The 23,759-nt window shown below is 45.2% G+C and carries 24 protein-coding genes, 2 pseudogenes and 1 riboswitch; of the genes and pseudogenes, 19 read left to right on the forward strand and 7 right to left on the reverse strand.

Annotated elements, in window-relative coordinates:
• Nucleotides 1-24: 24 nt before the first annotated feature.
• The 3 genes from DW931_RS04055 to DW931_RS04065 form a co-directional block, all read right to left on the reverse strand.
• On the reverse strand, nt 25-2,190 hold the full coding sequence (locus DW931_RS04055; protein ID WP_243015293.1) for an ATP-binding protein: 2,166 nt from the start codon (nt 2,188-2,190) through the stop codon (nt 25-27).
• Nucleotides 2,191-2,336: 146 nt separating this feature from the next.
• On the reverse strand, nt 2,337-4,181 hold the full coding sequence (locus DW931_RS04060; protein WP_118467164.1) for an ABC transporter substrate-binding protein: 1,845 nt from the start codon (nt 4,179-4,181) through the stop codon (nt 2,337-2,339).
• 100 nt (nt 4,182-4,281) lie between these two features.
• A riboswitch (cyclic di-GMP riboswitch) is annotated at nt 4,282-4,357 on the reverse strand.
• Between the two features lie 134 nt (nt 4,358-4,491).
• On the reverse strand, nt 4,492-4,824 hold the full coding sequence (locus DW931_RS04065; protein ID WP_181986209.1) for a helix-turn-helix transcriptional regulator: 333 nt from the start codon (nt 4,822-4,824) through the stop codon (nt 4,492-4,494).
• Between the two features lie 585 nt (nt 4,825-5,409).
• Between DW931_RS04065 and DW931_RS04070 the strand changes: the two genes are divergently transcribed.
• Both DW931_RS04070 and DW931_RS16185 read left to right on the forward strand, forming a co-directional pair.
• Nucleotides 5,410-7,104 carry an ATP-binding protein gene (locus DW931_RS04070; protein WP_243015292.1) on the forward strand — a complete coding sequence of 565 codons (1,695 nt, stop codon included), beginning with the start codon at nt 5,410-5,412 and terminating at the stop codon, nt 7,102-7,104.
• Between the two features lie 12 nt (nt 7,105-7,116).
• On the forward strand, nt 7,117-7,344 hold the full coding sequence (locus DW931_RS16185) for a response regulator (protein ID WP_227589577.1): 228 nt from the start codon (nt 7,117-7,119) through the stop codon (nt 7,342-7,344).
• A 151-nt stretch (nt 7,345-7,495) separates the two neighbouring features.
• Here the strand turns inward: DW931_RS16185 and DW931_RS04075 are convergent, their stop codons facing one another.
• A complete protein-coding gene (locus DW931_RS04075) occupies nt 7,496-7,936 on the reverse strand; it encodes a MerR family transcriptional regulator (protein WP_118467162.1) in 441 nt (146 codons plus the stop codon).
• A 119-nt stretch (nt 7,937-8,055) separates the two neighbouring features.
• Between DW931_RS04075 and DW931_RS04080 the strand changes: the two genes are divergently transcribed.
• Nucleotides 8,056-8,766, forward strand: a complete 711-nt coding sequence (locus DW931_RS04080) for a flavodoxin (protein WP_118467160.1) — start codon at nt 8,056-8,058, stop codon at nt 8,764-8,766.
• A 15-nt stretch (nt 8,767-8,781) separates the two neighbouring features.
• Nucleotides 8,782-9,753 (forward strand): alpha/beta hydrolase, encoded by a 972-nt coding sequence (locus DW931_RS04085; RefSeq protein WP_118482143.1) that lies wholly within the window; start codon nt 8,782-8,784, stop codon nt 9,751-9,753.
• Nucleotides 9,754-9,799: 46 nt separating this feature from the next.
• Here the strand turns inward: DW931_RS04085 and rhuM are convergent.
• Nucleotides 9,800-10,003 (reverse strand): annotated as a pseudogene (gene rhuM / locus DW931_RS04090) (RhuM family protein); the annotation flags it as partial.
• A gap of 55 nt (nt 10,004-10,058) precedes the next feature.
• Here rhuM and DW931_RS15860 point away from each other — a divergent pair.
• The 5 genes and pseudogenes from DW931_RS15860 to DW931_RS04110 all read left to right on the forward strand — a co-directional run bounded on the left by DW931_RS15860 (nt 10,059) and on the right by DW931_RS04110 (nt 11,956).
• The gene (locus DW931_RS15860; protein ID WP_207664438.1) at nt 10,059-10,226 is read left to right on the forward strand and encodes a hypothetical protein; all 168 of its coding nucleotides are present in this window, start codon (nt 10,059-10,061) and stop codon (nt 10,224-10,226) included.
• Between the two features lie 85 nt (nt 10,227-10,311).
• Nucleotides 10,312-10,584 (forward strand): type II toxin-antitoxin system RelB/DinJ family antitoxin, encoded by a 273-nt coding sequence (locus DW931_RS04095; protein WP_118467157.1) that lies wholly within the window; start codon nt 10,312-10,314, stop codon nt 10,582-10,584.
• Nucleotides 10,581-10,862 (forward strand): annotated as a pseudogene (locus DW931_RS04100) (type II toxin-antitoxin system YafQ family toxin). The gene DW931_RS04095 and the pseudogene DW931_RS04100 overlap by 4 nt, the downstream one beginning before the upstream one ends.
• 34 nt (nt 10,863-10,896) lie before the next feature.
• Nucleotides 10,897-11,433, forward strand: a complete 537-nt coding sequence (locus DW931_RS04105; RefSeq protein WP_107001131.1) for a TIGR00730 family Rossman fold protein — start codon at nt 10,897-10,899, stop codon at nt 11,431-11,433.
• A 79-nt stretch (nt 11,434-11,512) separates the two neighbouring features.
• Nucleotides 11,513-11,956, forward strand: coding sequence for a GNAT family N-acetyltransferase (locus tag DW931_RS04110; RefSeq protein ID WP_118467155.1), 444 nt, complete (start codon nt 11,513-11,515; stop codon nt 11,954-11,956).
• 301 nt (nt 11,957-12,257) lie between these two features.
• On the opposite strand, the gene DW931_RS04115 is transcribed toward DW931_RS04110, so the two are convergent.
• Nucleotides 12,258-14,702: an FtsX-like permease family protein gene (locus DW931_RS04115; protein ID WP_118467153.1), complete on the reverse strand. Its 2,445-nt coding sequence runs from the start codon at nt 14,700-14,702 to the stop codon at nt 12,258-12,260.
• Nucleotides 14,699-15,373 carry an ABC transporter ATP-binding protein gene (locus DW931_RS04120; protein ID WP_107001136.1) on the reverse strand — a complete coding sequence of 225 codons (675 nt, stop codon included), beginning with the start codon at nt 15,371-15,373 and terminating at the stop codon, nt 14,699-14,701. The genes DW931_RS04115 and DW931_RS04120 overlap by 4 nt, the downstream gene beginning before the upstream one ends.
• 339 nt (nt 15,374-15,712) lie before the next feature.
• On the opposite strand from DW931_RS04120, the gene DW931_RS04125 reads away from it, so the two are divergent.
• From DW931_RS04125 to DW931_RS15865, 10 genes are all read left to right on the forward strand, one after another.
• A complete protein-coding gene (locus DW931_RS04125) occupies nt 15,713-17,158 on the forward strand; it encodes a ParB/RepB/Spo0J family partition protein (protein WP_117461868.1) in 1,446 nt (481 codons plus the stop codon).
• A 282-nt stretch (nt 17,159-17,440) separates the two neighbouring features.
• Nucleotides 17,441-17,782, forward strand: coding sequence for a hypothetical protein (locus DW931_RS04130; RefSeq protein ID WP_003020223.1), 342 nt, complete (start codon nt 17,441-17,443; stop codon nt 17,780-17,782).
• Nucleotides 17,782-18,495 carry an antirestriction protein ArdA gene (locus DW931_RS04135; RefSeq protein WP_117461867.1) on the forward strand — a complete coding sequence of 238 codons (714 nt, stop codon included), beginning with the start codon at nt 17,782-17,784 and terminating at the stop codon, nt 18,493-18,495. The genes DW931_RS04130 and DW931_RS04135 overlap by 1 nt, the downstream gene beginning before the upstream one ends.
• A 124-nt stretch (nt 18,496-18,619) precedes the next feature.
• On the forward strand, nt 18,620-19,018 hold the full coding sequence (locus tag DW931_RS04140; RefSeq protein WP_117461866.1) for a PcfB family protein: 399 nt from the start codon (nt 18,620-18,622) through the stop codon (nt 19,016-19,018).
• Complete coding sequence (locus tag DW931_RS04145) at nt 19,005-20,840, forward strand: VirD4-like conjugal transfer protein, CD1115 family (RefSeq protein WP_117461865.1); 1,836 nt, start codon at nt 19,005-19,007, stop codon at nt 20,838-20,840. Before DW931_RS04140 ends, DW931_RS04145 begins: the two co-directional genes overlap by 14 nt.
• 95 nt (nt 20,841-20,935) lie before the next feature.
• The gene (locus tag DW931_RS04150; RefSeq protein ID WP_044963257.1) at nt 20,936-21,148 is read left to right on the forward strand and encodes a Maff2 family mobile element protein; all 213 of its coding nucleotides are present in this window, start codon (nt 20,936-20,938) and stop codon (nt 21,146-21,148) included.
• Between the two features lie 11 nt (nt 21,149-21,159).
• A complete protein-coding gene (locus DW931_RS04155) occupies nt 21,160-22,026 on the forward strand; it encodes a VirB6/TrbL-like conjugal transfer protein, CD1112 family (protein WP_117461320.1) in 867 nt (288 codons plus the stop codon).
• Nucleotides 22,027-22,041: 15 nt separating this feature from the next.
• Nucleotides 22,042-22,773, forward strand: coding sequence for a septation protein SpoVG family protein (locus DW931_RS04160; protein ID WP_117461321.1), 732 nt, complete (start codon nt 22,042-22,044; stop codon nt 22,771-22,773).
• Between the two features lie 60 nt (nt 22,774-22,833).
• On the forward strand, nt 22,834-23,583 hold the full coding sequence (locus DW931_RS04165) for a DUF4366 domain-containing protein (protein ID WP_117461325.1): 750 nt from the start codon (nt 22,834-22,836) through the stop codon (nt 23,581-23,583).
• Nucleotides 23,580-23,756 carry a hypothetical protein gene (locus DW931_RS15865; RefSeq protein ID WP_014080211.1) on the forward strand — a complete coding sequence of 59 codons (177 nt, stop codon included), beginning with the start codon at nt 23,580-23,582 and terminating at the stop codon, nt 23,754-23,756. Before DW931_RS04165 ends, DW931_RS15865 begins: the two co-directional genes overlap by 4 nt.
• Nucleotides 23,757-23,759 lie beyond the last annotated feature (3 nt).

Here is a 23,759-nt window from a genome sequence, read left to right on the forward strand (position 1 = left end):
GTTTAATAAAATTGCACTGCCGCATCAAATCCATTTGTTACTGTTCAGTGACCTGCGGTTCGGTACCCCCCCCCCACCAGATTTTATGCTTCTGATCGTCTTTTCCAGCACCTTCATCTCAACCGGTTTTGAAATATGTGCATTCATACCAGCTGCCAGAGAATGCTGAACGTCCTCCGAGAATGCATTGGCAGACATTGCAATGATTGGAATTTTCTTTGCTACTTCATGGGAGCTTCTGCGGATTGCCTTCGTTGCATCATAACCATTCATAACAGGCATCTGCACATCCATCAGAATCATGTCATAATCACCTGGAGCAGACTGTTCAAATGCTTCCAAAATCTCTTCGCCATTTTCACAAATGGTACATTCCGCACCTTCAATCTTTAACAGTTCTATCAGGATCTCCGCGTTCAACTCATTATCCTCTGCACACAGGAATTTCATTCCCTGCAGAATATTTCCATCCTGCTCATCTGTTTCTTCTTGTGCCGCCAGAGCAACCGTTCTATCCTCTGCAATTTTCAGATCCAAGAGAACCTCAAAACAGCTTCCCTGTCCCAATTCACTCTCCACATCAATGGTACCTCCCATTGCCTCAACCAGATTCTTAGTAATCGCCATTCCAAGTCCGGTTCCCTGTATTTTATTTGTAAGGGAACTTTCCGCACGGGTAAACGCATCAAAAATTGTATCCTTGAAATCTGCCGACATTCCCATACCATTATCGCTAACTAAGAAACGGTACTTTGCATAGACAGATGACTTTGTCTCACATTCTTCTACAAAGAACTGAATTCCCCCACCTTCCTGGGTATACTTCACTGCATTGGAAAGCAGGTTGCTGAAAATCTGCATCAGGTGAACCTGATCCGCATTCACCCACTCATGCTGAATATTTTCTTTTATGATTGTAAGGGTCTGCTGCTTTTCATATATTTGAGTATGAAATATAGTGTCAAGTTCCTGTACAAGATCCAGAATAGAAAAGTCAGAATACTTGAAGACTGTTTTTCCTGCCTCAATCTTGCTCATATCCAGAACATCATTGATAATTCCTAACAGGTGCTGTGATGAAATGTCTATTTTTTCTGCATACTCTATAACTTTTGCTTTATTACCTGCATCATGTCTGATCAAAGATGTGATACCAATGATTGCATTCATAGGTGTACGAATATCATGTGACATATTAGACAGGAAATCCGTTTTCGCCTTATTTGCATTTTCAGCTGTCTGCAAAGCCTCTGTTGCAACGTTCTTTGCCTTTTTCAGTTTTTGATTGACTACTTCCATTTCCTTCATTGTTTGTAAATGAAGTTCATTATTTCTTTTTTCATATTCTGCTTTTTGATCTGCAAGACTAAGTCTGGAAATACTGTAGAATAATCCGGCAAAAAGTAAAAATATATAACCTGCCATGAGTATTGTTGTAAACAACACCGTTTTCTGGTAATCCCTCAGCACATTGTCAACAACTCCCCTTTCCACAATACATACCAAAATGGTGTTGTTGCTTTCTATCGGGCAATACCCCAGATAATAGGGGTTCTGTTTTCCCAAAAGTGCAACTCCGGATTCTCTGTTATTAAACTTCTTTTTGAACAAATCAGCCTCTTCTTCTGTAATAGCCTGTTCTCCTTTTAAATGTTTTAACAGGGAATAATTACGCAGGTATTTATCACCACTCTGGTTCGTATACGTAATATTTCCGTCATTATCCAGAATGAACAAATATGCTTTCCCGTCATAACCTTTCAGTTTTAACATGGAATCCAGTTTCGAATGATCATACACGCTTCCAATTGCCGTATAAATTTCCCCATTGATAGTATATTCCTGACATGGAATCGCAACCAGATAACCGTCTTTTTTCTTCTGATCATAATCAACACGCACCAGTTTTCCAATATTGTATCCATTCTTTAAGTCCAGCAGAAATTTACTTGGCATATCAATCCGCATTTTTGTTCCACCTGCTGATATTGCCTGACCATTTTCCCGAAGGAATATAAGTGTACTTTCCGATTCTTTTTCCCATGCTTCAAAGAAACTTTTGTTCATATCCGTTTCAAGAGACAGCTCCCTCTCATGAAGTAAAAATTCCTTAACCAACTGCAGCTGGCTGTAGTACCCACTCACTTGAAGATCATAGGTCTGCTGCATCTGCTCAACAACAGCTCCCATACTGCTTTTTCCATTTTCACTGATATACTTGCTAGACTTACTTATAAGATACTTTATACAAACTACGCTTAAAAGAATAATAAGTAGTATAAGCAACAGCCTTGTTATTTTTTTTCTTTTATTTACCGTTTGTTCTATCTCCACTTTTACTGTTCAACCTCTATATAATCTTCCGGTGCTGACGGCTGCTGTCCTTTTGACATTGCTTCGATCCATGCACTTGATAATGTTGTATCTTTAAGCTGCTCAATCTCACATTTCGGATTTATTTTTTTCAAAACAGACATTGTGGTGTCTGTAAGAAGAATAGAGTATTCCTTTTCTTTGTCTATTTTCTTATCATTAACTGTCAAGTCCTTTAATGAAAATCCACTTTCCGCTTGATTGACGATAATTTTCATACCGGATGCAATTGGTAATTCGTATTTATTGGTTACATAAAAATTCTCATCCGCATCGGCGAAATAATTTTCCACGAGTTCACAAACCTGTTTACCACTAATTTTTGTAAAATATAATGCTGTATCTGAACTCTTTGCTGTCATCATGCCAACCCGGCTATTGGTGCATTCTCCTTTATACATAGAAGAAGTGAAATAATAATATGGTGCCAGAGCCAGCTGTGCATCATTTTCTTCTCTGATCGTAGTTAAAATGGAAGATGCTGAATCACGGCCATTTCTATCGTTCAGTGAAATGGAATATTCATTTTCAAAATTCACCGTTGCTTTTTCTTCCGGAACTTTACGATTCATTACACTGCGCAAAGTATCATAAGCCTGTGTTTCATCCATTTCCCCTGACAGTAATCCGTGAACAGCCTCAAGACTTGCATCAAATGATTTTTGAGCGGAATATCGGATATAAACAGCATTATTTTTAATTTCCTCTTCCAGTCCAGGTACATCCTGCATCATGGTTGGAACATCTGTATTCAATGAAATAACACCGCTTCCATCCGCAATCAGCTTTTGCCCCTCTTCTGAAATCATACAATCCAGCACATCCAGTGCAGTATCCAGTTTCTCCCGGTCTTTTTCCAGGTTTTTGTTAAATGCAATGTTTAATGACGGAGTCATATACACATAGGATTCATCCGATGTCTGTGAAAAGTAAGGAATACGGATCAGCTCCGCATCCATCTGTTTCTGCAGCTGCTGCATAACCGTCGGATGTCCATGAAACATTGCTGATTTTCCCTCGACAAACATCTGGGTTCCTGTATTGATGTCAATATTGATATCTTCTTTGCCAAAATGCGAGTCCTTAAGAAACTGACTGGTTTCTGAAAAAATACGTTTCCATAATGTATCATCAAACTTTACTTCATCCGCTGCAGTCTCTGCACCGTTTCGCCATTCAATACCATCCAGGCTTGTAAACTCACCGATTGCCGCTGCCTGGATGATTTCATTATTAGACCAGTCTTCACCAAGATCCATGGAATACGGTTTTATGCCATTATCATAAAACTGCTGACAGGCCTGTACATATTCCTCATAATTTTCTGGAATCTTTATGCCATACTGATCAAACAGTGTTTTGTTGGCAATGATCGTCTGCGGAATACCACAGATTGGCAGCCACTGGATTTCATCCTCCTCATTCTTATAATATTGCACCGCATAGGAATAATACTTAGAAACAACATCATAAGAAGCAAAATCCATAAGATAAGGCTGTAAGTCCTGTGCATCTGTTCCAGAAAATCGACGTACTGTTATGATATCCGGTAATTCATCATGTTCTTTAAAATAACTGTATAAATCGGTATCATTGTTACCAATAATAAATTCGATATCCTGATCAGGAAACTGTTCATGGATATAGGGTGCAATATTTTTCATCAAACGATTTTCCCACAGATAAACGGTAAGATGATCATCATTTTTAGATACTTCTTTCTTTGACTGTCCACATCCAGACAAGACAGCAGCTGCTACAAGTACACCTGACACCACCGCTATCAGACAACGTTTTGCCTTTTTCATACTTTCATTTTCCTCATTCTTTCCTATATAAAGTCATTATTGTTACGTCTATGAAATAACACCACAAAAAAGCACTGTCAGACAGACAGTGCACCTCATTTTATGCAACTGGCTGCCATTTTACAGGCCCTGTAGTTTTGCGTCCCAGACTTTCATCTGGTTTGCCGATTTCCTTATTATAGCTTTTAAACTTATGCAAAAAACTGGTTTTATTATACTATAGCGCTCTACTGTACACAAGAAAAACATTACCGTTTTAACGCCTGAAAACAAAAAAAGAACAGCCGATATATATACTCGAACTGTTCTTCTACTTCCGAAGTCCACGAAGCATTGACATTACTGTTTCCTGCTCATTTGCATTCAGATCGTTCCATATCCCTAGAACTTCTTTCTGTTTTTCTGTCAGATTCTCTGAATTACCTTCCTGAAAAAACTGCGATAATGTCACGCCCAAAGCTGCACATATTTTTTCAAGTGTGATCAGCGACGGCAGGTTTTCCTGCGCCATGATCCTTCCCAGTGACGACTGGGAAATTCCCGACAGCTGCGATAATCTGTATTTACTGATATCACGCTTTTCACATAAAGATGTTATTTTATCCGCAATATACTTCTCTACCTGCAAGTAACTATACCTCATTTCCGCTATTACATGTTCTTATTGTACCTGTAATAATGAAAAAATATTAGTAATCAACTTTGCAAGTATTTATCCCCATCATGGGAAGTATACGGATAAAAAAATATAAAGATACTTTCGTTTCCGCAAAAGTCATTTTCGCTTATATCATTTTTATAATAACACAGACAGTTATGTTTGTCACATAAAAGTTTGAAACCCCAAACAAAAAAATAAACCTTCTCATACCGCAAAGCCGCATATCCACGGATAAATCCCCATCCCAGAGGGATCACCCTTCTGATGAATATAAAGGCTATTCGCAGATGGCTACGCAATCTGACATGGATGCCTTTTCACAGAAAGTTCACAGCTCATATAATGACACTATATTGACGTGACACGAGTATGTGAGTATACTGTAAGCCATGTGGAGGTTGTGCGTATGTCAGCAACAAATCTGAACATCCGAACGGATAAGGAAACAATTAAAGGATAAATCTGAAAAGCGAATCAGCTGATGGAAAAATGCACGCTCTGCAGATGCGGTATTTACATCAGCCCCTTCCACATATTTCTATGAAATAAAAAGTGGAGTCAAATTGAATGAAAACACAAGCAGACAAGAAGTCAGTCAAAGACATCCAAGAGTTAAAGCAGAGATTTACCAAGTTTTCCATAGGTTTATTTGCAATTTTGACGCTTTCAATCACATTGTTGGCATCAGCATATACATATATTCTGCAAAAATCGTATACAGATATCGCCCTTGAAACGGAACTCAAACGTGATATGGAAAATGCAGATGCAATTCATAAATTGGTAAATAAAAAAATCGGAAGAGAAGAATTTGCCACGCTCCGCCATCAATCTGATGAAAATACAGAAATGTATCACGAGATTTCCTCGTTTCTAAATGAAATTCGAACGCTGAATTCAACCAGATATTTATACACCGCCACCCGAAATGAAGAAAACAGGCTGATCTATGTGGTGGACGGTCTGGATCCCAACGCAGGAGATGTCAGACATCCGGGAGACTATATTGAGGATGAAATGATTCCGTATATTAACAAGGCTCTTTCAGGAGAAACGGTGTATTCGCAGAACATTGTTGATACGACATGGGGTCCTATTTTCACAGCCTGTTATCCTATAACGGGCGATTTAACGGGTGATTCGGATGAAATAGTTGGTGCTTTATGCATTGAAATGGATATGCAGTCTGTGAATGGGCTGGTAAAGCGAACAAGAAGAGCATCCGTTTATGTTGGAGCTATGGCAGGATGTGTGCTGTTTTTGCTTTGTGCTGTCTGCTTTATCGGCTACAAAAGAAAAAGAGAAAATGAAATTGAACAGACGCTTTTGTTGCGCGAGGCTGCGGAAAAAGCAGAGACCGCAAACAGAGCAAAATCATCCTTCTTACTTAACATGTCACATGATATTCGATCACCTATGAATGCTATTATCGGATTTACGGACATTGCACTGAACCAGACAAATGTATCTGAAATTCACGATAGTCTGCAAAAGGTAAAAATAAGTTCAGAGCATCTGCTGTTGTTATTGAATAATGTACTGGATCTTAGCCGTATCGAGAACGGAAAGGTAAGCTTCTCACCTGAGCCGGAGAATTTGCCTGTCCTAATAGATAATGTGATTGCTATCGTGGATGGACTCCTACTGAATCGGGATTTAACATTTGAGATACATCGCAGCATCCCCAAAGAACTTTATGTTCTGACGGATGCAACAAAAATTCGTGAGATATTGACGAATCTTCTGAGTAATTCGGTCAAGTTCACAAAAGATGGCGGAACGATTACTTTTGAAATTAGTATCAAACCGGGCATAGACGAACGGCATATTGTAAGCAGTTATGCGGTAAAAGACAATGGCATTGGTATGAGTGAAGGATTTCAGAAAAGGCTGTTTGAACCCTTTTCACAGGAGGATAACGGCGCACGAACACATTATGCCGGAACGGGGCTTGGAATGGCAATTTCCAAGCAATATGTAGAACTGATGGACGGTACAATTACGGTTCACAGCAAGAAAGGGTGTGGTTCGTCTTTTACAGTAGAAATTCCTATGGAACTTGCAGACCCAAAACAAATACCTGAGCTGAATCTGATACAGGATGTCAGCCTTAATGGAGTAAAGGTTCTTCTCGCAGAAGATAATGAGCTGAATGCGGAATTGGCAATCACGCTGCTCGAAGAAGCAGGTATGCATGTAACTCGTGCAGTAGACGGACAGGACGCAGTTGCTTGTTTTGCCAACAATCCAGCAGACACATAGGATGTGATTCTAATGGATGTCCTGATGCCTAAAATGAATGGGCATCAGGCAGCAAGGGCAATTCGTGCAATGAGCAAGGAGCGCCCAGACGCTGCGAAAATTCCAATCATCGCACAATCTGCAAATGCTTTCAAGGAAGATGTACAGGCATCCTTGGATTCTGGAATGAACGGACACATTTCAAAGCCATTCAATATAGATGCAGTGACCACTGCAATAAAACAAAATATAAAGAGATAGAAGATTGAGCAACAATCCGCTAACTATCAGAGCATCGTTCAAGGTTTATTTGGACGGTGCTTTTTCTATACCCACAAACTAAACCTTCATTCCATTTGAATACTACTAATGCCGTATATTTGTCTCTAAAGGGCAAATATGCAGCATTTCTTTATTCTTTATGTGCGTGATCGTACATCTTTTGAATATCCTCCGGCAACTTATCCGGTATCATACTATGTACCCGATCTTCGTTGCCATCCTGCATGGCTTGTTCATAATACCAGCGCTTGAATTTAATCATATCCAACACACGACTTAAATGTTCAATTTCAGCTTCCACTGTTTTCTTTTGCTTCTCAAACAGTTCTTTTCGTTGAGGATAAGTAGCTGCTCCCTCCACACACCAGTCCATAAACTGTTTAATATCCTTGATTTCCAGACCGGAGCGTTTCAGGCACTCAATTACACGTAATGTTTCAATCTCTTTCTCACTGAATTTACGGATGCCGGAAATTCTTTCCATTCCCGGAAAAAGCCCCTGCTTGTCATAATAGCGCAAAGTTGAAATCGGAAGTCCAAACATTTCCGAAACCTGTCCAATCGTATACATGTATGCCTCCACAAAAAGTTAACAAATTTATTTTGCAAACCTCTTGACCTAAAGTTAGGTTTAGGTTTTATCATTAGTATAGCAGTTATACAGAAAGATTGCAATGGCTAACATGGATTATGAAAAAAGTTATATCGTTGTTACTCATACTTTTCATGTGTTTTGCCTTATCTGCCTGCAATAGCAGTCAAAATGCCGAAACAACAGAAACTACCGGGTATACCGTTTCAGAAGAAAGTAATGCCGCAAAAGAAGAAAGTAGCAGCACACAACAAGATGAGAATGGAGATACAGAGACTATGAAAGTTCTAGTAGCATACTTTTCCCGCACTGGTGAAAATTATGGTGTCGGGCATATTGAAAAAGGAAACACTCACATAATAGCAGATATGATTGCAGAACAGGTCGATGCTGACCTATTCGAAATCAGCACCGTTGTGCCATATCCCGATGAATACGAAGCTTGTACAGAAACCGCAAGGCAGGAGCAGGAAGAAGATGCTCGTCCCGAACTGTCAGCTACCGTGGAAAGCATGGAAGATTATGATGTTATCTTTCTCGGTTACCCGATTTGGTGGAGCGACATGCCGATGGCAGTCTACACATTTCTTGAGAGTTATGATTTTTCGGGAAAGACAATCATTCCGTTCTGTACCCACGAAGGCAGTGGTCTTTCTTCCACCGACAGCAGCATTGCTGAAATCTGCACAGGTGCAGATGTTTTGGATGGATTAGAAATAAGAGGTTCTGTGGCACAAAATTCGCAGGATGAAGCATTAACAGCAGTTACAGACTGGCTTGATAAAATTGAAATTTTAGACGAGAACTAAGGAGATATTACCATCATGGAAAAATTAAATTTAACACAAGAATGGGACAAGGTGTTCCCGAAAAGCGACCAGGTGGATCACAAAAAAGTGACTTTCCATAACCGCTACGGCATCACACTGGCGGCGGATATGTACACGCCAAAAAGTGTGGTGGGCAAGCTTCCCGCTATTGCCGTCAGCGGTCCGTTCGGTGCGGTCAAGGAGCAATCCTCCGGTCTATATGCTCAAAAAATGGCAGAGTACGGATTTTTGACCGTTGCTTTTGACCCGTCCTTTACAGGCGAAAGCGGTGGTAGTCCTCGTTATGTGGCTTCTCCGGACATCAATACGGAAGATTTCTGTGCGGCTGTGGATTTTTTGTCCGTACAGGAGAATGTTGACACAGACAGAATTGGTATCATCGGTATCTGCGGCTGGGGCGGTATGGCAATCAACGCTGCTGCACAGGACACCCGTATCAAAGCAACTGCGGCAATGACCATGTACGATATGACCCGTGTAAATGCCAACAGTTATTTTGACAATGAAAACACACCCGAGGCTCGTTTCGCCAAAAAACTGGCAATGAATACCCAGCGTACTGAGGATTATAAAAATGGCAGTTATGCCCTTGCAGGCGGTGTCATCGATCCTTTGCCGGACAATGCCCCACAGTTTGTAAAAGATTATTATGCTTACTATAAAACCGAGCGTGGTTATCATCCTCGTTCTCTTAATTCCAACAACGGATGGAATGTGACCTCTCCTCTGTCCTTTATGAATATGCCAATTTTGCAGTATGCCGCTGAAATTCGGTCTGCGGTTCTACTGGTACATGGAGAAAAAGCGCATTCCCGTTACTTCAGTGAGGGAGCTTATGAAAAAATGACCGGAGATAATAAAGAGCTGCTTATCATTCCGGGAGCGAACCATGTTGATCTTTATGACAATTTAGATGTCATTCCTTTTGAAAAGCTGAACAGCTTTTTTAATATGTATCTTAAATAAGGATAGAAAAATCAGTGTATAGGATAGGAGGAATGGAACATGGAATACGCTCTAACTGCTCGTCGAAATACTTCTCTGTCAGATAGGTTCCTCGTTTCAGCCGTTCATCATCCATCACCCAGCCTTTGATGGTGTAGTCCTTGGCGATCTGGTTTACCCATTTACAAAACTGTACGGCACGCTCGGAATTGACCTTGAAGCCTACGGCAATGATCATTTGAAGGTTATAGTGTTTGGTATCGCGTGTGACCTGAATGTCCAGACGGATATGGAGTCTAAAAAAACTTCACGCAACTGACCGCCCGATGACCACACCATTGTTTCTGCTTCGCTGCGTACAGCTCGGCATCTCCATCCGGGATCTTGACTTACTCACAATCGGAATGGTGAACGACATGTACGCGGAAAGCAGCAATGATGAGTACAAAGTCTATTCGCAGATTGCTACGCAGAAGGACTTTGATGCATTTTAACAGAAAATTCGCAGCTTGTATAATGACATTGTGTTGATATCACCCGAATTTCTGCATATACTATACTTGAATGGAGGTGTTCTGTATGGCAACAACTAATTTAAATATTCGTACAGACAAGGCAATCAAGGATCAGGCGGAGGAAATCTTCAATGAGCTTGGTCTGAATATGACAACTGCTGTAAATATATTCCTGAGAACCGCTATCCGTGAGCATGGTATTCCTTTTGAATTAAAACTGGAAGTACCAAATGATACCACAGCCGCTGCCATTGAGGAAGGCAGAAAAATGATGAAGGATCCTTCTACTCCGCATTATTCCAGTATGGATGCGCTTAAGGCAGCTCTCGATGTATGAAATACGACATTTAGTTTACCAATCAGTTTAAAAAGGATTTGAAGCTTGCCAAAAAGCAAAATAAAAATCTTGATAAGCTGTTTGAGGTAATCGATATTCTGGCGAATGGCGGTATGCTGGAAGCAAAATACAGAGATCATGATCTTACAGGCAACTATAAAGGCACGCGTGAATGTCACATCGAACCAGACCGGCTGCTTATTTATGAGATTCGTGGAGAAGTTCTTCTTTTGATGCTTTATCGCCTTGGTTCACATTCTGAGCTGTTTAAGAAATAATCCCAAAATCGGAAGTTGTAGGAGGAAATTTTTAATGAATATAACGGTTTATCTTGGGGCAAATGAAGGAAATGACCCATGCTTACGAAAAGCAGTTGAGGAATTGGGGGCATGGATTGGAAACAGTGGAAATGCACTTGTTTACGGCGGTTCTAAAGGTGGTTTAATGGGAGCATTGGCAGACAGTGTATTGAAGGCAGGCGGTGATGTTACGGGTGTTGAGCCGAATTTTTTTATTGAAAATGAGTTTCAACATGATGGACTGACAAAACTGATTGTGACTAAGGATATGTCTGAGAGAAAAAACAAAATGATTGAGTTAGGAGAAGCCTTTATTGCCTTCCCGGGCGGCACGGGAACATTGGAGGAAATTGCAGAGGTAATGTCGAAGGTGTCTTTGAAACATCTGGAGGCACCCTGCATTCTCTACAACCTGAACGGTTACTACGATGATTTGAAAGCACTTCTAAATCATATGATTGAAAAAGGATTATCTTCTAACGAGCGACAGGAGGGAATCTTTTTTGTTGAAAATCTGGATGATATAAAGCGAATCTTGAGACGGGCATAACTTATGTTTGCACAGTAAAATGGAGTTGCATTAGCGAAAGACAGAGCACGATCAATTCCAATTTGACGGAGTAATGGATATGAAAATCCGAGAAGTGAACGAAAATAAAAAGCAATTTATATCATTATTGTTATTAGCTGATGAACAGGAGAGCATGGTTGAGCGCTATCTTGAAAAAGGTACTATGTATGTGCTTGAAGACAATGATGAAAAAGCAGAATGTGTTGTTACCGATGAAGGTAATGGAATACTTGAAATCAAGAATATCGCAGTCGATCCGGAAAATCAGGGAAAGGGCTATGGCAAAGCACTAATTGATTTTCTTGCCAGTAAATATGCAGATGAATATTCTGTTTTGCAAGTTGGAACAGGTGACAGTCCATTGACGATACCATTTTATGAAAAATGTGGGTTTGTTCGTTCTCACAAGATTCCCCATTTCTTTACTGACAATTATGACCACCCAATTTATGAGGGCGGTGTACAGTTGATAGATATGATATATTTGCAAAGATGTTTATAACTTCCAGTATTTGTCAACTTCTTACTTTTGCTCATATTATCACCTCATCAAATTCCGATTGAGATTTCACCTGTTTTAAGAGATTTAATAACTGTTATATTTTCTTATTAAATTCTCCGCAAACCCTTGAAAACACTGGATTTGTCGCAGGTGAGCTTTCCCTTATTTTTTCCCTTGTGTTATATATTCCCATATAAGTTTACGAACTCTGATAAGGGAAAATACAAGGGCACAGAATCTTTTGACGTATACTCGCAAACAAAGCTGTCACTCATTGTCCGAGTGACAGCCTGGTTACTTGCTATCCCTGATACCTTATTCTTTCAACCAACGTTTCCTTTTTCAGATTACTGCTTAAAACGAGGGAAAGCACAATCTGCAACAGACCGACCAAAAAAATCATAATAAAAATTGGTACGATTGGAACATGATAGATATTCATTCCAAATATTCCATTATGCTTTGCATAGGCAAAGAGCACGTAGCCAAGTGGCAGACCAACGACAAGTGCTACACATATGGTGCCAACCGTAAAAATCAGTCCCTGTAACTGCAGACATAAATTTAATTGTTTATTTGTCATACCCACAGCCTGTAATACACCATATTCCTGCTTTTTTGTCGTAATATTCATGATCATGGTGTTTGCCATATTCATAAAACCGATGAATCCTACAACCGCCATAAACAGATAACAGCCAAGCTTCATCGTGCGAGCTGAGAATTCTGCAGATTGTAACTGCGCATGATAAGTACCCATTTTTATATGCGAAGTATTAGAAATCAATGTATTCAGATTTTGCTCCACAGATGCCACATCTTTTTTGTCACAGTCCACCCACAGATAGCCATAGGCTGTTCCTCTCGGATTCATGGAACGGTATACACCTTCTGGAATGACAAGATAAGTGTCCGCGCTTACAAAGGATCCTGCAATCTTTCCCTGATAGGTATAGGTTTCACTTCCATTCTCAAAGTCAAATACAATGGATTCACCCGGAGCATATCCATCTTGTTCCATCCACGTTGACCAGCCAAAGAAAATATCACCATTCTTTACCGCCTGATCATAGTCCATAGAGCCAATATCCCCGTCCTGGCGCATAAAATCAAAATCATTTTTACTCACAATATCAGCCGGAAATCTTGTTCCGTTCAGATTTACAGAGACTATCTCTCTCGTCATGACATCTGTCACTCCCGGAATGCTTTTGATTTCTTCAATCAGCGAATCATTCAATGGATCATCCGTCAGAATCGTATCCAGATTATTCTCCGGATATCTTTCATCATACTCAGCAGAATAGTCAAGCTGCAGTTCAAATTGTCCATGATTAACGGAAAGACGTGCTTCATGCTCCGTGTCAATATTTCCCACATAATTAGAGATAATCACAAACAATACGCAAGAAAAACCCATTGTGAGGATAGTACCAATAGTTCTTTTGGGATTACCCGTTACATTTGCCATTGCCATAGAAAACACGGTGACATTTTTTCTGCCATTTCGTTTTCCTTTTTTTTGTGTTTCTGCATTTTCTAAATACCGTGTTGCTTCGATAGGTGAAATCCATGAAACAATTTTCATTGGTTTACGCAGTGCCAAAGCAACGGTAAGAAATGATACGAAAATACAGAGAAACATAACAGGCAGGGAAAACAGAGGCACCTGCTGATTTTGAACTCCCATAGAGCCAGTTCCGGTTGATACAAGGTTCCCCTGTTCTACCAGCCAGTTAAAACCGCATTTTGCAATCAGAAAGCCAAACAGCAGCCCCAGCGGTATCGAAGGAACCGCCAGAAGAATGCCCTCACGAAAGATCAACTGCTTCATCTGCTTTCTGGTTGCACCCAGCGCCTTGATTTTTCCGTACTCCTGAACCTTCTGGGCGATCCCGACCTGGAAGATATTATAAATGACCCCAACGGAAAACAGCACGATTCCGAGGATCAGGGTTCCACAAACCACAATCATTTCATAACTCGGCTGCAAGACCCATTGCAAATAGAGATCATTGACTATAACGTTTTTTTCTTCGATCCCACAGGCTGCTGCAAACTGCTTTATAACCGAATCAATATTATTCATAGATACATTTGCAGAATCATTTAAAGTAAAATAAATATTATACTGTCTGTCATTCTCTGCGACGTGCTCATCATAAAACTCCTGTGACCCGAAAGCAACATAAGATGCCTCGATGGTATACTCATCCCGATCATATAGGATTCCACTGACAACAAATTCTTCCGGCTTATATTCTGACTGCATCCCTGCGCGGTAATCCAATGTCACCGTATCCCCGACTTTTACATCACCATACCCCATTGCACGGAAAAATGCTCTTCCTGCGGCAATTTCCTGCATTTTTTCCGGATACTTTCCTTCCTTTAACTCATATTCTTTATTATAGGGAAGCATTTTTTTTACAGTCTCATCCATGCAGACAAACCCGCCTTTTTCATTGCCTTTTATGACACCTTCGGTGCACATAGTGCCTGTAGCATCTATTTCCGCACGGCGGTTTACTTCTTTTAACTGCGATCCGTCTGCGGAAACAAACAGACCATAATTGCTTCCATATGAGCCTGCCGCCTGACTTTTCTGTAAATGAATTACCCCATTTCCCACAGTACTGATGATAACAAGCAGCATCGTGGTCAGACATATGGACATCATGATCAGTATACTTCTTGTCTTGTTCTTTTTGTCATTGCTATGTGCAATCCTGCTTATTGTCTTCATCTGAAATCCACCACCTGTCCATCCTCAATCACCAGAATGCGATCAGCGACCTGTGCGATTTCGTCATCATGGGTAATCATTACAATCGTCTGACCATATTTTTTTGCTGTCATTTTAAGCAGTGCAATCACCTCATCACTGGTCTTAGAATCAAGATTGCCTGTCGGCTCATCTGCAAATATAATTTCCGGACGATTCACCAGTGCTCTTGCAATCGCTACTCTCTGCTGCTGTCCTCCGGATAACTGATTTGGCAGATTGTAAATCCTCTTTTCAATCCCCAGAGTTGCAATAATATCATTTACATACGCTTCATCCACTTTTCTTCCATCCAGCCCCAGTGGCAGTACAATATTTTCCCATACATTAACAGATGAAACCAGATTAAATGCCTGAAAAACAAATCCGATTTTTCTTCTGCGGAAAACAGCAAGAGCATCTTCTTTCATCCTGTATAAATCTTTCCCTGCTAAAGTAACACTGCCTTTTGTCGGGGTATCAAGCCCTCCAAGCATATGAAGTAATGTACTTTTACCGGAACCTGACTTTCCAACAATTGCGACAAATTCTCCCCGCTCAATCTGAATGTCCACCTGATTGACCGCTTTGACCTGATTCTCACCTGCGCCATAAAACTTACAAAGCTGCTTGGTTTCTAATATCACACTCATGTGTTGCCTCCTTTTCATCTTACATCCAAATTGTATCAGGGCAATCTTTCATTTCACTTTCAAAAAACGAGCAGAAGTCTTACAGAATTGTAAGATTTCTGCTCACTTAAAATTTAACCAACATATGATTACTTCCTATTAGGAACACTGTAAATACAAGGCTTTTCGGAGCCTACAAATCAGAAAAAATAATATTTGATCTATCACATTACGCAAAAAGCCGTCCGGCATGAAAAACGGGCGGCTTTTTTGCGTGGATAGACGGAAAGGAGGCACAAAAATAACTACAAAATTTTAGCGTTCAAATTTGTGCAACTTTAACGAAAAGGAGGATCGTAAATGGCCGATGAAAAACTGAACACAGGCCCTGCGGAGAATACTTCCCCGGAGGCCGCCGGGCCTATCACCACACCCGAACAGGCCGCAGCGTCTGAGCCCCGGCAGGAACAGACCGGGCCTGCCATACCTGAGTCCGGCGATGTGGTTGTGTCCTTTGACAAAATCAATGAGCTTATGGCGGAAAAGAGGCAGAATGCCCGCGCCGAAGTCGAAAAGGCGGAAACCCCCGAAACGCCAGAGGCGGCAGCCCCCGGAGAAACACCGCAGCCCGCCAATACGGAGGAACCGAAAAAGCCGCGCCGTGGCCGTCCGCCGAAAGCGGAAAAGGCTGCGACTGAAAATCAGAAAGCGGAGAAATCGGCTGGGGCCCGCAAGGGCCGCCCACCCAAGGCGGATAAGGCGGCCCCTGACAAGCCCAAGCCGTCCAAACGAGACAAAGTGTCCCGAAGTGATGGAAAGGCTCCGGATGCCAAGGAGCCCATTAAGCCCGCACAAGATACGGCACCGAAGGAGACTGTTGCGGAACAGACAGCTCCCGAGCCGACTACACCGCCCCGCCCGGTTGAGGAAGGCAAGCTGGTTTATCTGAAACTTTCCGAGGTTCATCCGTTTCACACATTCCGTCCGCACCCCTTTAAGGTACGGGACGATGCGAAGATGCAGGAAATCGTTGCTTCTATCCGCGTAAATGGTGTAATGGTTCCCGGTCTTGCCCGCCCGGAGAAAGATGGAAACGGCTATGAAATTGTAGCGGGTCATCGCCGTACCCACGGCAGTGAACTGGCCGGGTTGGATGAAATGCCCTTTATCGTCCGTGAAATGACCGACCACGAAGCGGTTCAGGCCATGAAGGACAGCAACAAGCAGAGGGATCAGACGCTCCCCAGCGAACTGGCCGCCCTGCTGGAGCTGGAAGTGGAGGACATCAAGCACCAGGGCGGGCGGCTGAAAGGCGTTGCGGAAGGCGATGTCGGGAAACGCTCGGTTGAGATTGTGGGCGAGGCGCATGAAATGAACTATAAAAAGGTCATGCGCTACTTGCGGCTCAACTCCCTTGTGCCGGAGCTTCTGGACAAGGTAGACGATAAAAAGATGGGCTTCATGCCTGCCGTGGAGCTGTCCTACATCAAACCGAAAAATCAGAGGCTTATCGCTGTTTCCATTGACGGGGAGCAGGCATCGCCCTCACTGGCCCAGGCTAAACGGCTCCGGGAGCTGGATAAGGAAGGCAAACTCAATGGCGATGTCATTGACGGTATCTTATCAGAACAGAAAAAGGAGGATCGAGGCGTGATTATTTCTACTGCGGAACTGGAAAAGTATTTTGGCAAGGAGGTCACTCCCGCCAAAATGAAAGAACAGATTATGTCCCTGCTGGATGACTGGAAAGAAAAACAGCCGCCGGAGCTGGCAAAAGCCCCGAAAAAGCAGGAACTTGACAAGTAACAACTTCGAGACACTTTGTCCCGAGGGCCCCGCCCTCGCGCAGAGGCTCTGGTGGTATATATACCCGTCGCCGCCTGTTTTTTAGTACAGCCGGGAGTGGGCCGTCAAGGGTGCAGCGCACCGCCGTTTTCGGCGGCTCGCCCTTGACGGTCTGCCCCGGCTGTGCTATTTCCCCGGCAAGCGGCGGGGGTATATCCTCCAGAGCCGCCCCCTTTCCCAAGACTGGGAAAGGGCGTGGGGTTTGGGTTGAACTTTCTTATTAAAATATCGGAGGTATGAACGATGAAACGACCCCTTGCTTATATCACCGCTGCATGGCTCGGCGGCGATAGCGAAAACGCAGAACTGGCGGCGCAGTATTGCCGCACCGTGTATGAGGCAGGCTTTTCTCCTATTTGCCCGCCCCTGTACTTGCCCTTGTTTCTCAATGATGCTGTTCCCGAGGAGCATAAAAGCGGCATCGACATGAGCCGTGACCTGCTCCGCCGTTCTCATGTGCTGGTTGTTTGCGGGCACAGTATGACCGAAGCCATGAAAAATGATATTGCCGTGGCCCAGCGGCTGGGAATTACGGCAACAACCCTTGAGGGCATCCTGACCGTCAAGGGACAGGGCCGCCGCTAATGGCAACCCTGTTTGAAGCCTACGTTACCAACGTCGGAAAGTACAGCGAGGGCCAGCTTGTGGGTGAAACACTGAAATTTCCCACAACCGCCCAGGAGGTGGAGGCTCTCTTGAAACGGATCGGCGTGGATGGCGTCCGCTATCAGGAAATTTTTATTACCTCTTTCGATGGGGATGTGCTGGGGCTCTATGACCATTTGAGCGAGTATGAAAATCTGGACGAGCTTAATCATCTGGCCTGCCTGCTTTCCGGGCTTACCTCATCGGAGCTGGAAACACTGGAGGCCGTCCTCGACAGCGGCGATCACTGTTCTTCGGTGCGGGACATCATCAATCTGACACAAAATCTGGACTGTTACGGCTTTTACCCCGGCGTATCCGATGAGGAAACGCTGGGGCGTATTTATGTGGACGATCTGGAAATGTTGGATGTGCCGGATCAGGTAAAACCGTATTTCGATTATGAGGCGTATGGCCGGGATGCCTGCATCCACGAAAACGGCCATTTTGCCCCGGGCGGCTATGTTGTCAAAGAAAGCGATCATTTCGTGGAAGTGTATCACGGCTTGCAGGATATTCCCAAGGAGCATAAGGTATTCTCTTTCCCGAAGCTCTCTATCCGGGAGCAAATGGCCGCTTATCAGGAAATCATAGACGGTTCTTCTTTGGAGGGCTACCGTCAAATGCAGAAAAAAGACCGTGGGGATCGATGATGGCACTTCGAGACAAATTGTCCCAAGGAAGGAGGCGGTGTAACTGATTGATGAAGATATTTCCCGGCGCACGATAGCCATATCCGTAAAAACAACCAAGCTGACGGCGCGGGGACTGGCGTATGTGCTGGGCATGGTGGGCCGGAAGATCCGCAAGGCATACCGTGGGCGGCAAGTACCGCATGGAAAACAAAGTGTGCGAAAGCTCATGGCCCACGGTACAGCCACCAACAGCATTGAGCTATCCGGGGATGCCAAGTCCTTTGACCGCGTGGCCCGGAAATGGAATGTAGACTATGCGTTCTATAAAACCGGGCCGGACAAATACCTGCTGTTTTTCAAGGCTGGACAGGCAGACGCAATGACCGCCTGCTTTTCTGAGTATTCCCGGAAGGTGTTAAGCAAAGCAAAATCGAACCGTGTTCCCCTCCGGGAACAACTGCAACAGGCGGCAGATCAGCTTTCCAAAGAAAAGCCGAAGCAGAAAGAACGTGCAAAGGAGGTGGCCCATGAGGACAGATAAGATCAGAAAATATCTCATTCCGAACATTCCCTATCTGTTCATCCTGTGGGCGTTCCTCAAGCTGGGAACGGCCTACCGGCTGGCAGCGGGTAACGATTTTGCACATAAGCTCATCGGACTGGGCCAGACGATTGGCCCGGCCTTTGCTGACTTTGCACCCGGTCTTGCCCCGCTGGATTGGCTTGTCGGTATTGTAGGCGCAGTTGGTTTCCGGCTGCTGATCTATTTCAAAAGCAAGAACGCTAAGAAGTTTCGGCGGGATGCAGAATACGGCAGCGCTCGATGGGGAACGGAAAAAGACATCAAACCGTTTGTCGATCCGAAGTTTGAAAACAACGTGATTTTGACCGGGACGGAGTTTCTCACGATGAACACCCGCCCTAAAATCCCCGCAAATGCCCGAAACCTGAATTGCTGCATTATCGGCTCATCCGGCTCCGGCAAAACCCGCTTCTGGCTCACGCCCCAGCTTTTACAGGCTCATTCCTCTTATGTGGTGGTCGATCCCAAAGGCGGTGTGCTGGGACAGGTCGGAGCTTTCCTGCAAAAACGCGGGTACAAAATCAAGGTATTCAACAGCATAGATTTTTCAAAATCCATGCACTATAACCCGCTGGCGTATATCCGCAACGAGGCCGATATTCTGAAATTCGTGGATGCCCTGATTTCCAACACCAAGGGCGAAGGCAAGGAAGGCGATCCATTCTGGACGAAATCGGAAACGCTTTTATACTGCGCCCTGATTGCCTACATCATTTTCGAGGGGCCTGCCGAGGATCGGAACATGAATACCCTTGTGGATATGATTTCCGGCATGGAGGTCAAGGAGGATGACGAGGACTTTATGAACGCGGTGGACTATATGTTTGCCGGGCTTGAAAAGCGCAAGCCGGATTGCTTTGCGGTCAAACAGTATAAAAAGTACAAATTGGCCAGCGGCAAGACGGCAAAAAGCATTTTAATTTCCTGCGGTGCGCGGCTGGCTCCCTTTGACATCCCGCAGCTTCGTGAAGTCATGGCCTATGACGAATTGGAGCTTGACCGCATCGGAGATCGGAAAACGGCGGTATTCTTCATCATTTCCGATACCACGCAGACCTACAACTTTTTAGTGGCACTTGCATTTTCGCAGATGTTCAACCTCCTGTGTGAACGGGCGGACAATGTTCACGGTGGCCGCCTGCCGCACCATGTACGGGTGCTGTGGGACGAGGCAGCCAACACGGGACAGGTGCCCCAGCTCGAAAAGCTGGTCGCGGTTATCCGCTCCCGCGAGGTGAGTCTTTGCCTGCTGTATCAGCAGTTGGCACAGTGCAAGGCCATTTACGATAAGCACGCCGAGACAATCCTCGGCAACATGGACAGCGTGGTGTTCCTTGGTGGCCGCGAAGCCAGCACCATCAAGGAAATATCCGAGAACTGGCTGGGAAAAGCCACAATCAGTATGCAGACCGACAGCCGCTCCCGTGGTCAGTCGGAAAGCTACAGTCAAAATACCCAGCGGCTGGGCCGGGAACTGATGACCCCAGCCGAACTTGCAACCATGCCGGGAGATAAATGTATTTTGCAGCTTCGGGGCCTGCCCCCGTTCTTCTCTCCCAAGTATGATCTGAAACGGCATCCGAACTACCGCTATACGGCGGAGGCCGATAAACAGAAAAACGCTTTTGACCTCGACAGGCTCATTAACCGCCGCAGGCGGCCCGGTCTGAACGAGGCGTGTACGATGTATGAGGTGACTGTGCCGGACGATGCACTCACGGAAGAGGACGAGGACATCCTCAACTATGATGACATCGACGATCCAGACGCCTTTGCATAAATGCTTCGAGACAAAGTGTCCCGAAGTTTGTAACCTGCCGCCTGCATGGGCGGCTTTTTTGTTACCGGGAAAATCCCGGAGAAATGGAGGCTTATATGGCATTTTTCTCATCTGCAATCGACACTTTACAGACCCTCGTTATTGCTCTCGGTGCTGGCCTTGGCGTGTGGGGCGTGGTTAATCTGCTGGAGGGCTACGGCTCGGATAACCCGGGCTCCAAGTCCCAGGGCATGAAGCAGCTCATGGCGGGCGGCGGCATCATCGTCATTGGCACCACACTGATCCCTCTGCTGTCTGGCCTGTTTTAAGGTAGGCGCTTATGGATTTTCTCACCGACTGGCTCACAAACTGGCTCAAAGAGCTTCTGATTGGCGGGATCATGGGGAACCTCGAAGGTCTTTTTGATACTGTCAATACCCAAGTCGGAGAGATTGCGGCACAGGTAGGGACTACCCCGGCGGCGTGGCACGCCGGGGTTTTCTCCCTGATCCGACAGCTTTCCGAAACGGTGATCCTGCCGATTGCCGGAATGGTGCTGACCTTTGTTGCCACTTATGAGCTCATACAGATGCTTTTGGAAAAGAACAATATGCACGAGGTTGACGTTGCGAACCTCTATAAATGGATGTTCAAAACAGCCTGTGCAATCCTGATCCTGTCAAACACATTCAATATCGTCATGGCCGTGTTCGATGTGTCACAGAGCGTCATCGCGCAGGCAGGCGGGCTCATTCAAGGCTCCACCGATGTTTCGGCGGATATGCTTGCTGAACTGGAAACCTCGCTGGAGACGATGGACTTAGGGCCGCTTTTGGGGCTGTGGCTGCAGTCTGCGCTCATTGGCTTCACAATGAAGGCGATGGGAATTATCATTTTCGTTTTGGTGTATGGCAGGATGCTGGAAATCTATCTGCTGACCAGTCTGGCCCCCATCCCCGTTGCTACGCTTTCCAACCGGGAGCTTGGCGGCACCGGGCAGAACTACATCAAGTCCCTGTTTGCCGTGGGCTTTCAAGGGCTGCTGATCCTTGTATGTGTTGCAATTTACGCAGTGCTCATTCAAGGCATCGCAACAGGCGGCGATCCCATTGGGGCGATTTGGGGAACTGTGGGCTACACGGTTCTGCTTTGCTTCATGCTCTTTAAGACCGGGAGCATTGCCCAGCGTATCTTTGGCGCTCATTAACAGGAGGTGGTGCTTATGCCGAGAAGATACGGGGCAGACGGAACGCGCTTATGGAATGGAAAAACGCCGGAGGAGTTTACTGAGGCAGACGCTTACCGCTTTATGGCGGAAACAGAGGCCGTCCTGCAAAGAAAAGAGTTGATGGACGACCCCGCCCAGCCTGCTCCGGCAAGCGGAAAGGAGGAATTTTATCTGAGTAAGAAAGACGATGTGTTGCTGACCCCGGAGCAGATTGCTGCGGAGGAACGGCGCTGGCTGTTTGATGCTCCCATCGCGGAGCTTGCAGAAGTCAAGGGCGTTAGCATTGATGAGGCAGTAAAAATGCGGACAGATGCTGTCTTGCAGGAGGCGGTTGTTCCGATCACGGTATCTGTCCGCCCGATTGAGCCGCAGGGAAAACTGATCGGCTTCGCCAGCGTCAATTTTGGCGGTGTGGTCATCGACGATTTTAAGGTTGTGGACGGGAAAAACGGGATTTTCCTCGGCGCTCCCTCTAAACCCGATCTTGCCAGCCGGACGGGATACCGGGCTACGGTTCGGATTCCTGACCGCGCCACACAGGAGCGGATCAATGCGGCTGGTGTGGAGGCGTATCATGCGGCGGTGGAACAGCTTGTTGCACGGGCCCAGGCGGTACGGCCTGCCCCGATCAAGGAGCAGATGGCCGAGGCCGCGAAACAAGCTGGAAAAGAAAATGCCGCCCGGCCTGCACCTGCCAAAGCAAAGGAGGCCCGCAATGACCGATAGCCGCACTTTGGGACAAAGTGTCCCGAAGTCCGAAGAAAAAAAGAAGGAGGAAAACTGAATATGAAACATTTTCGTATGTTGGCGGCGGGGCTTTGCTCCGCCGTTCTTTTATGCGGCTTTGCGATCCCAGCCTACGCCTATTCGGACGGCGGGAATGAGGAACCGCCTGTTGTGGAAGAAACTCCGGCCCCGGAGCCAGCGCCTACCATTACCCCGGGCGAGGGCTTTTCGGAGGATGGAAACCTTGTGACCCGCGATCTGCTCTACGATGCCGCAACCAACAAACAGTTCATCACGGTGGAAACCAGCGGCGGCAACACCTTTTACATTGTCATTGACTATGACAAGCCTGTGGACGAGGACGGCGAACAGTATCACACCTACTTTTTGAACATGGTGGATGAAGCCGATCTGCTGGCGGCACTGGAGGCCGCTGGCGGAGAACTTCCGGCCTGCTCCTGCACAGAAAAATGTGCGCCCGGAGCCATCCATACGGATTGCGAGGTCTGCGCGGTCAACATGACCGAGTGTGCTGGCACAGCTCCCGAATCCGCTCCGGTGACGGAACCTGCGGAGGAGCCGGAACCCGAGCCCCAGCAGAAAAGTAATACCGGGACGCTTCTGCTGATTTTGGCAGTGGCTGTTCTGGGCGGCGGTGCAGGCTGGTACTTCAAAATCTACCGCCCGAAGCATGAAAAAGCTGCTGTACCCGAAGAGGATTACAGTGAGGAACTGGCTGATTATGACGATCCCGAGGACGATGGGCCGCCTTGGGACGAGGACGATACCGAAAGCGAGGATAATGAATGAGATTTACAAATAACCCCTATGAGGGATTTATGAAAGAAAAAAGCTACTTTAAGGGTGTGCCGCCAAGCCTGCCGCCGAAGGGCTCCCGTTGTGACGGCTGCCCTTACTGGCGCGGGATCGGCTGCGTGTTCTGCTACCGGGAGCAGCTCAAACCACCGGGCAACGGGAGGTGATAC

Origin of the sequence: Clostridium sp. AM43-3BH (assembly GCF_003479985.1) — a bacterium.
Taxonomy (GTDB): domain Bacteria; phylum Bacillota; class Clostridia; order Lachnospirales; family Lachnospiraceae; genus Otoolea; species Otoolea fessa.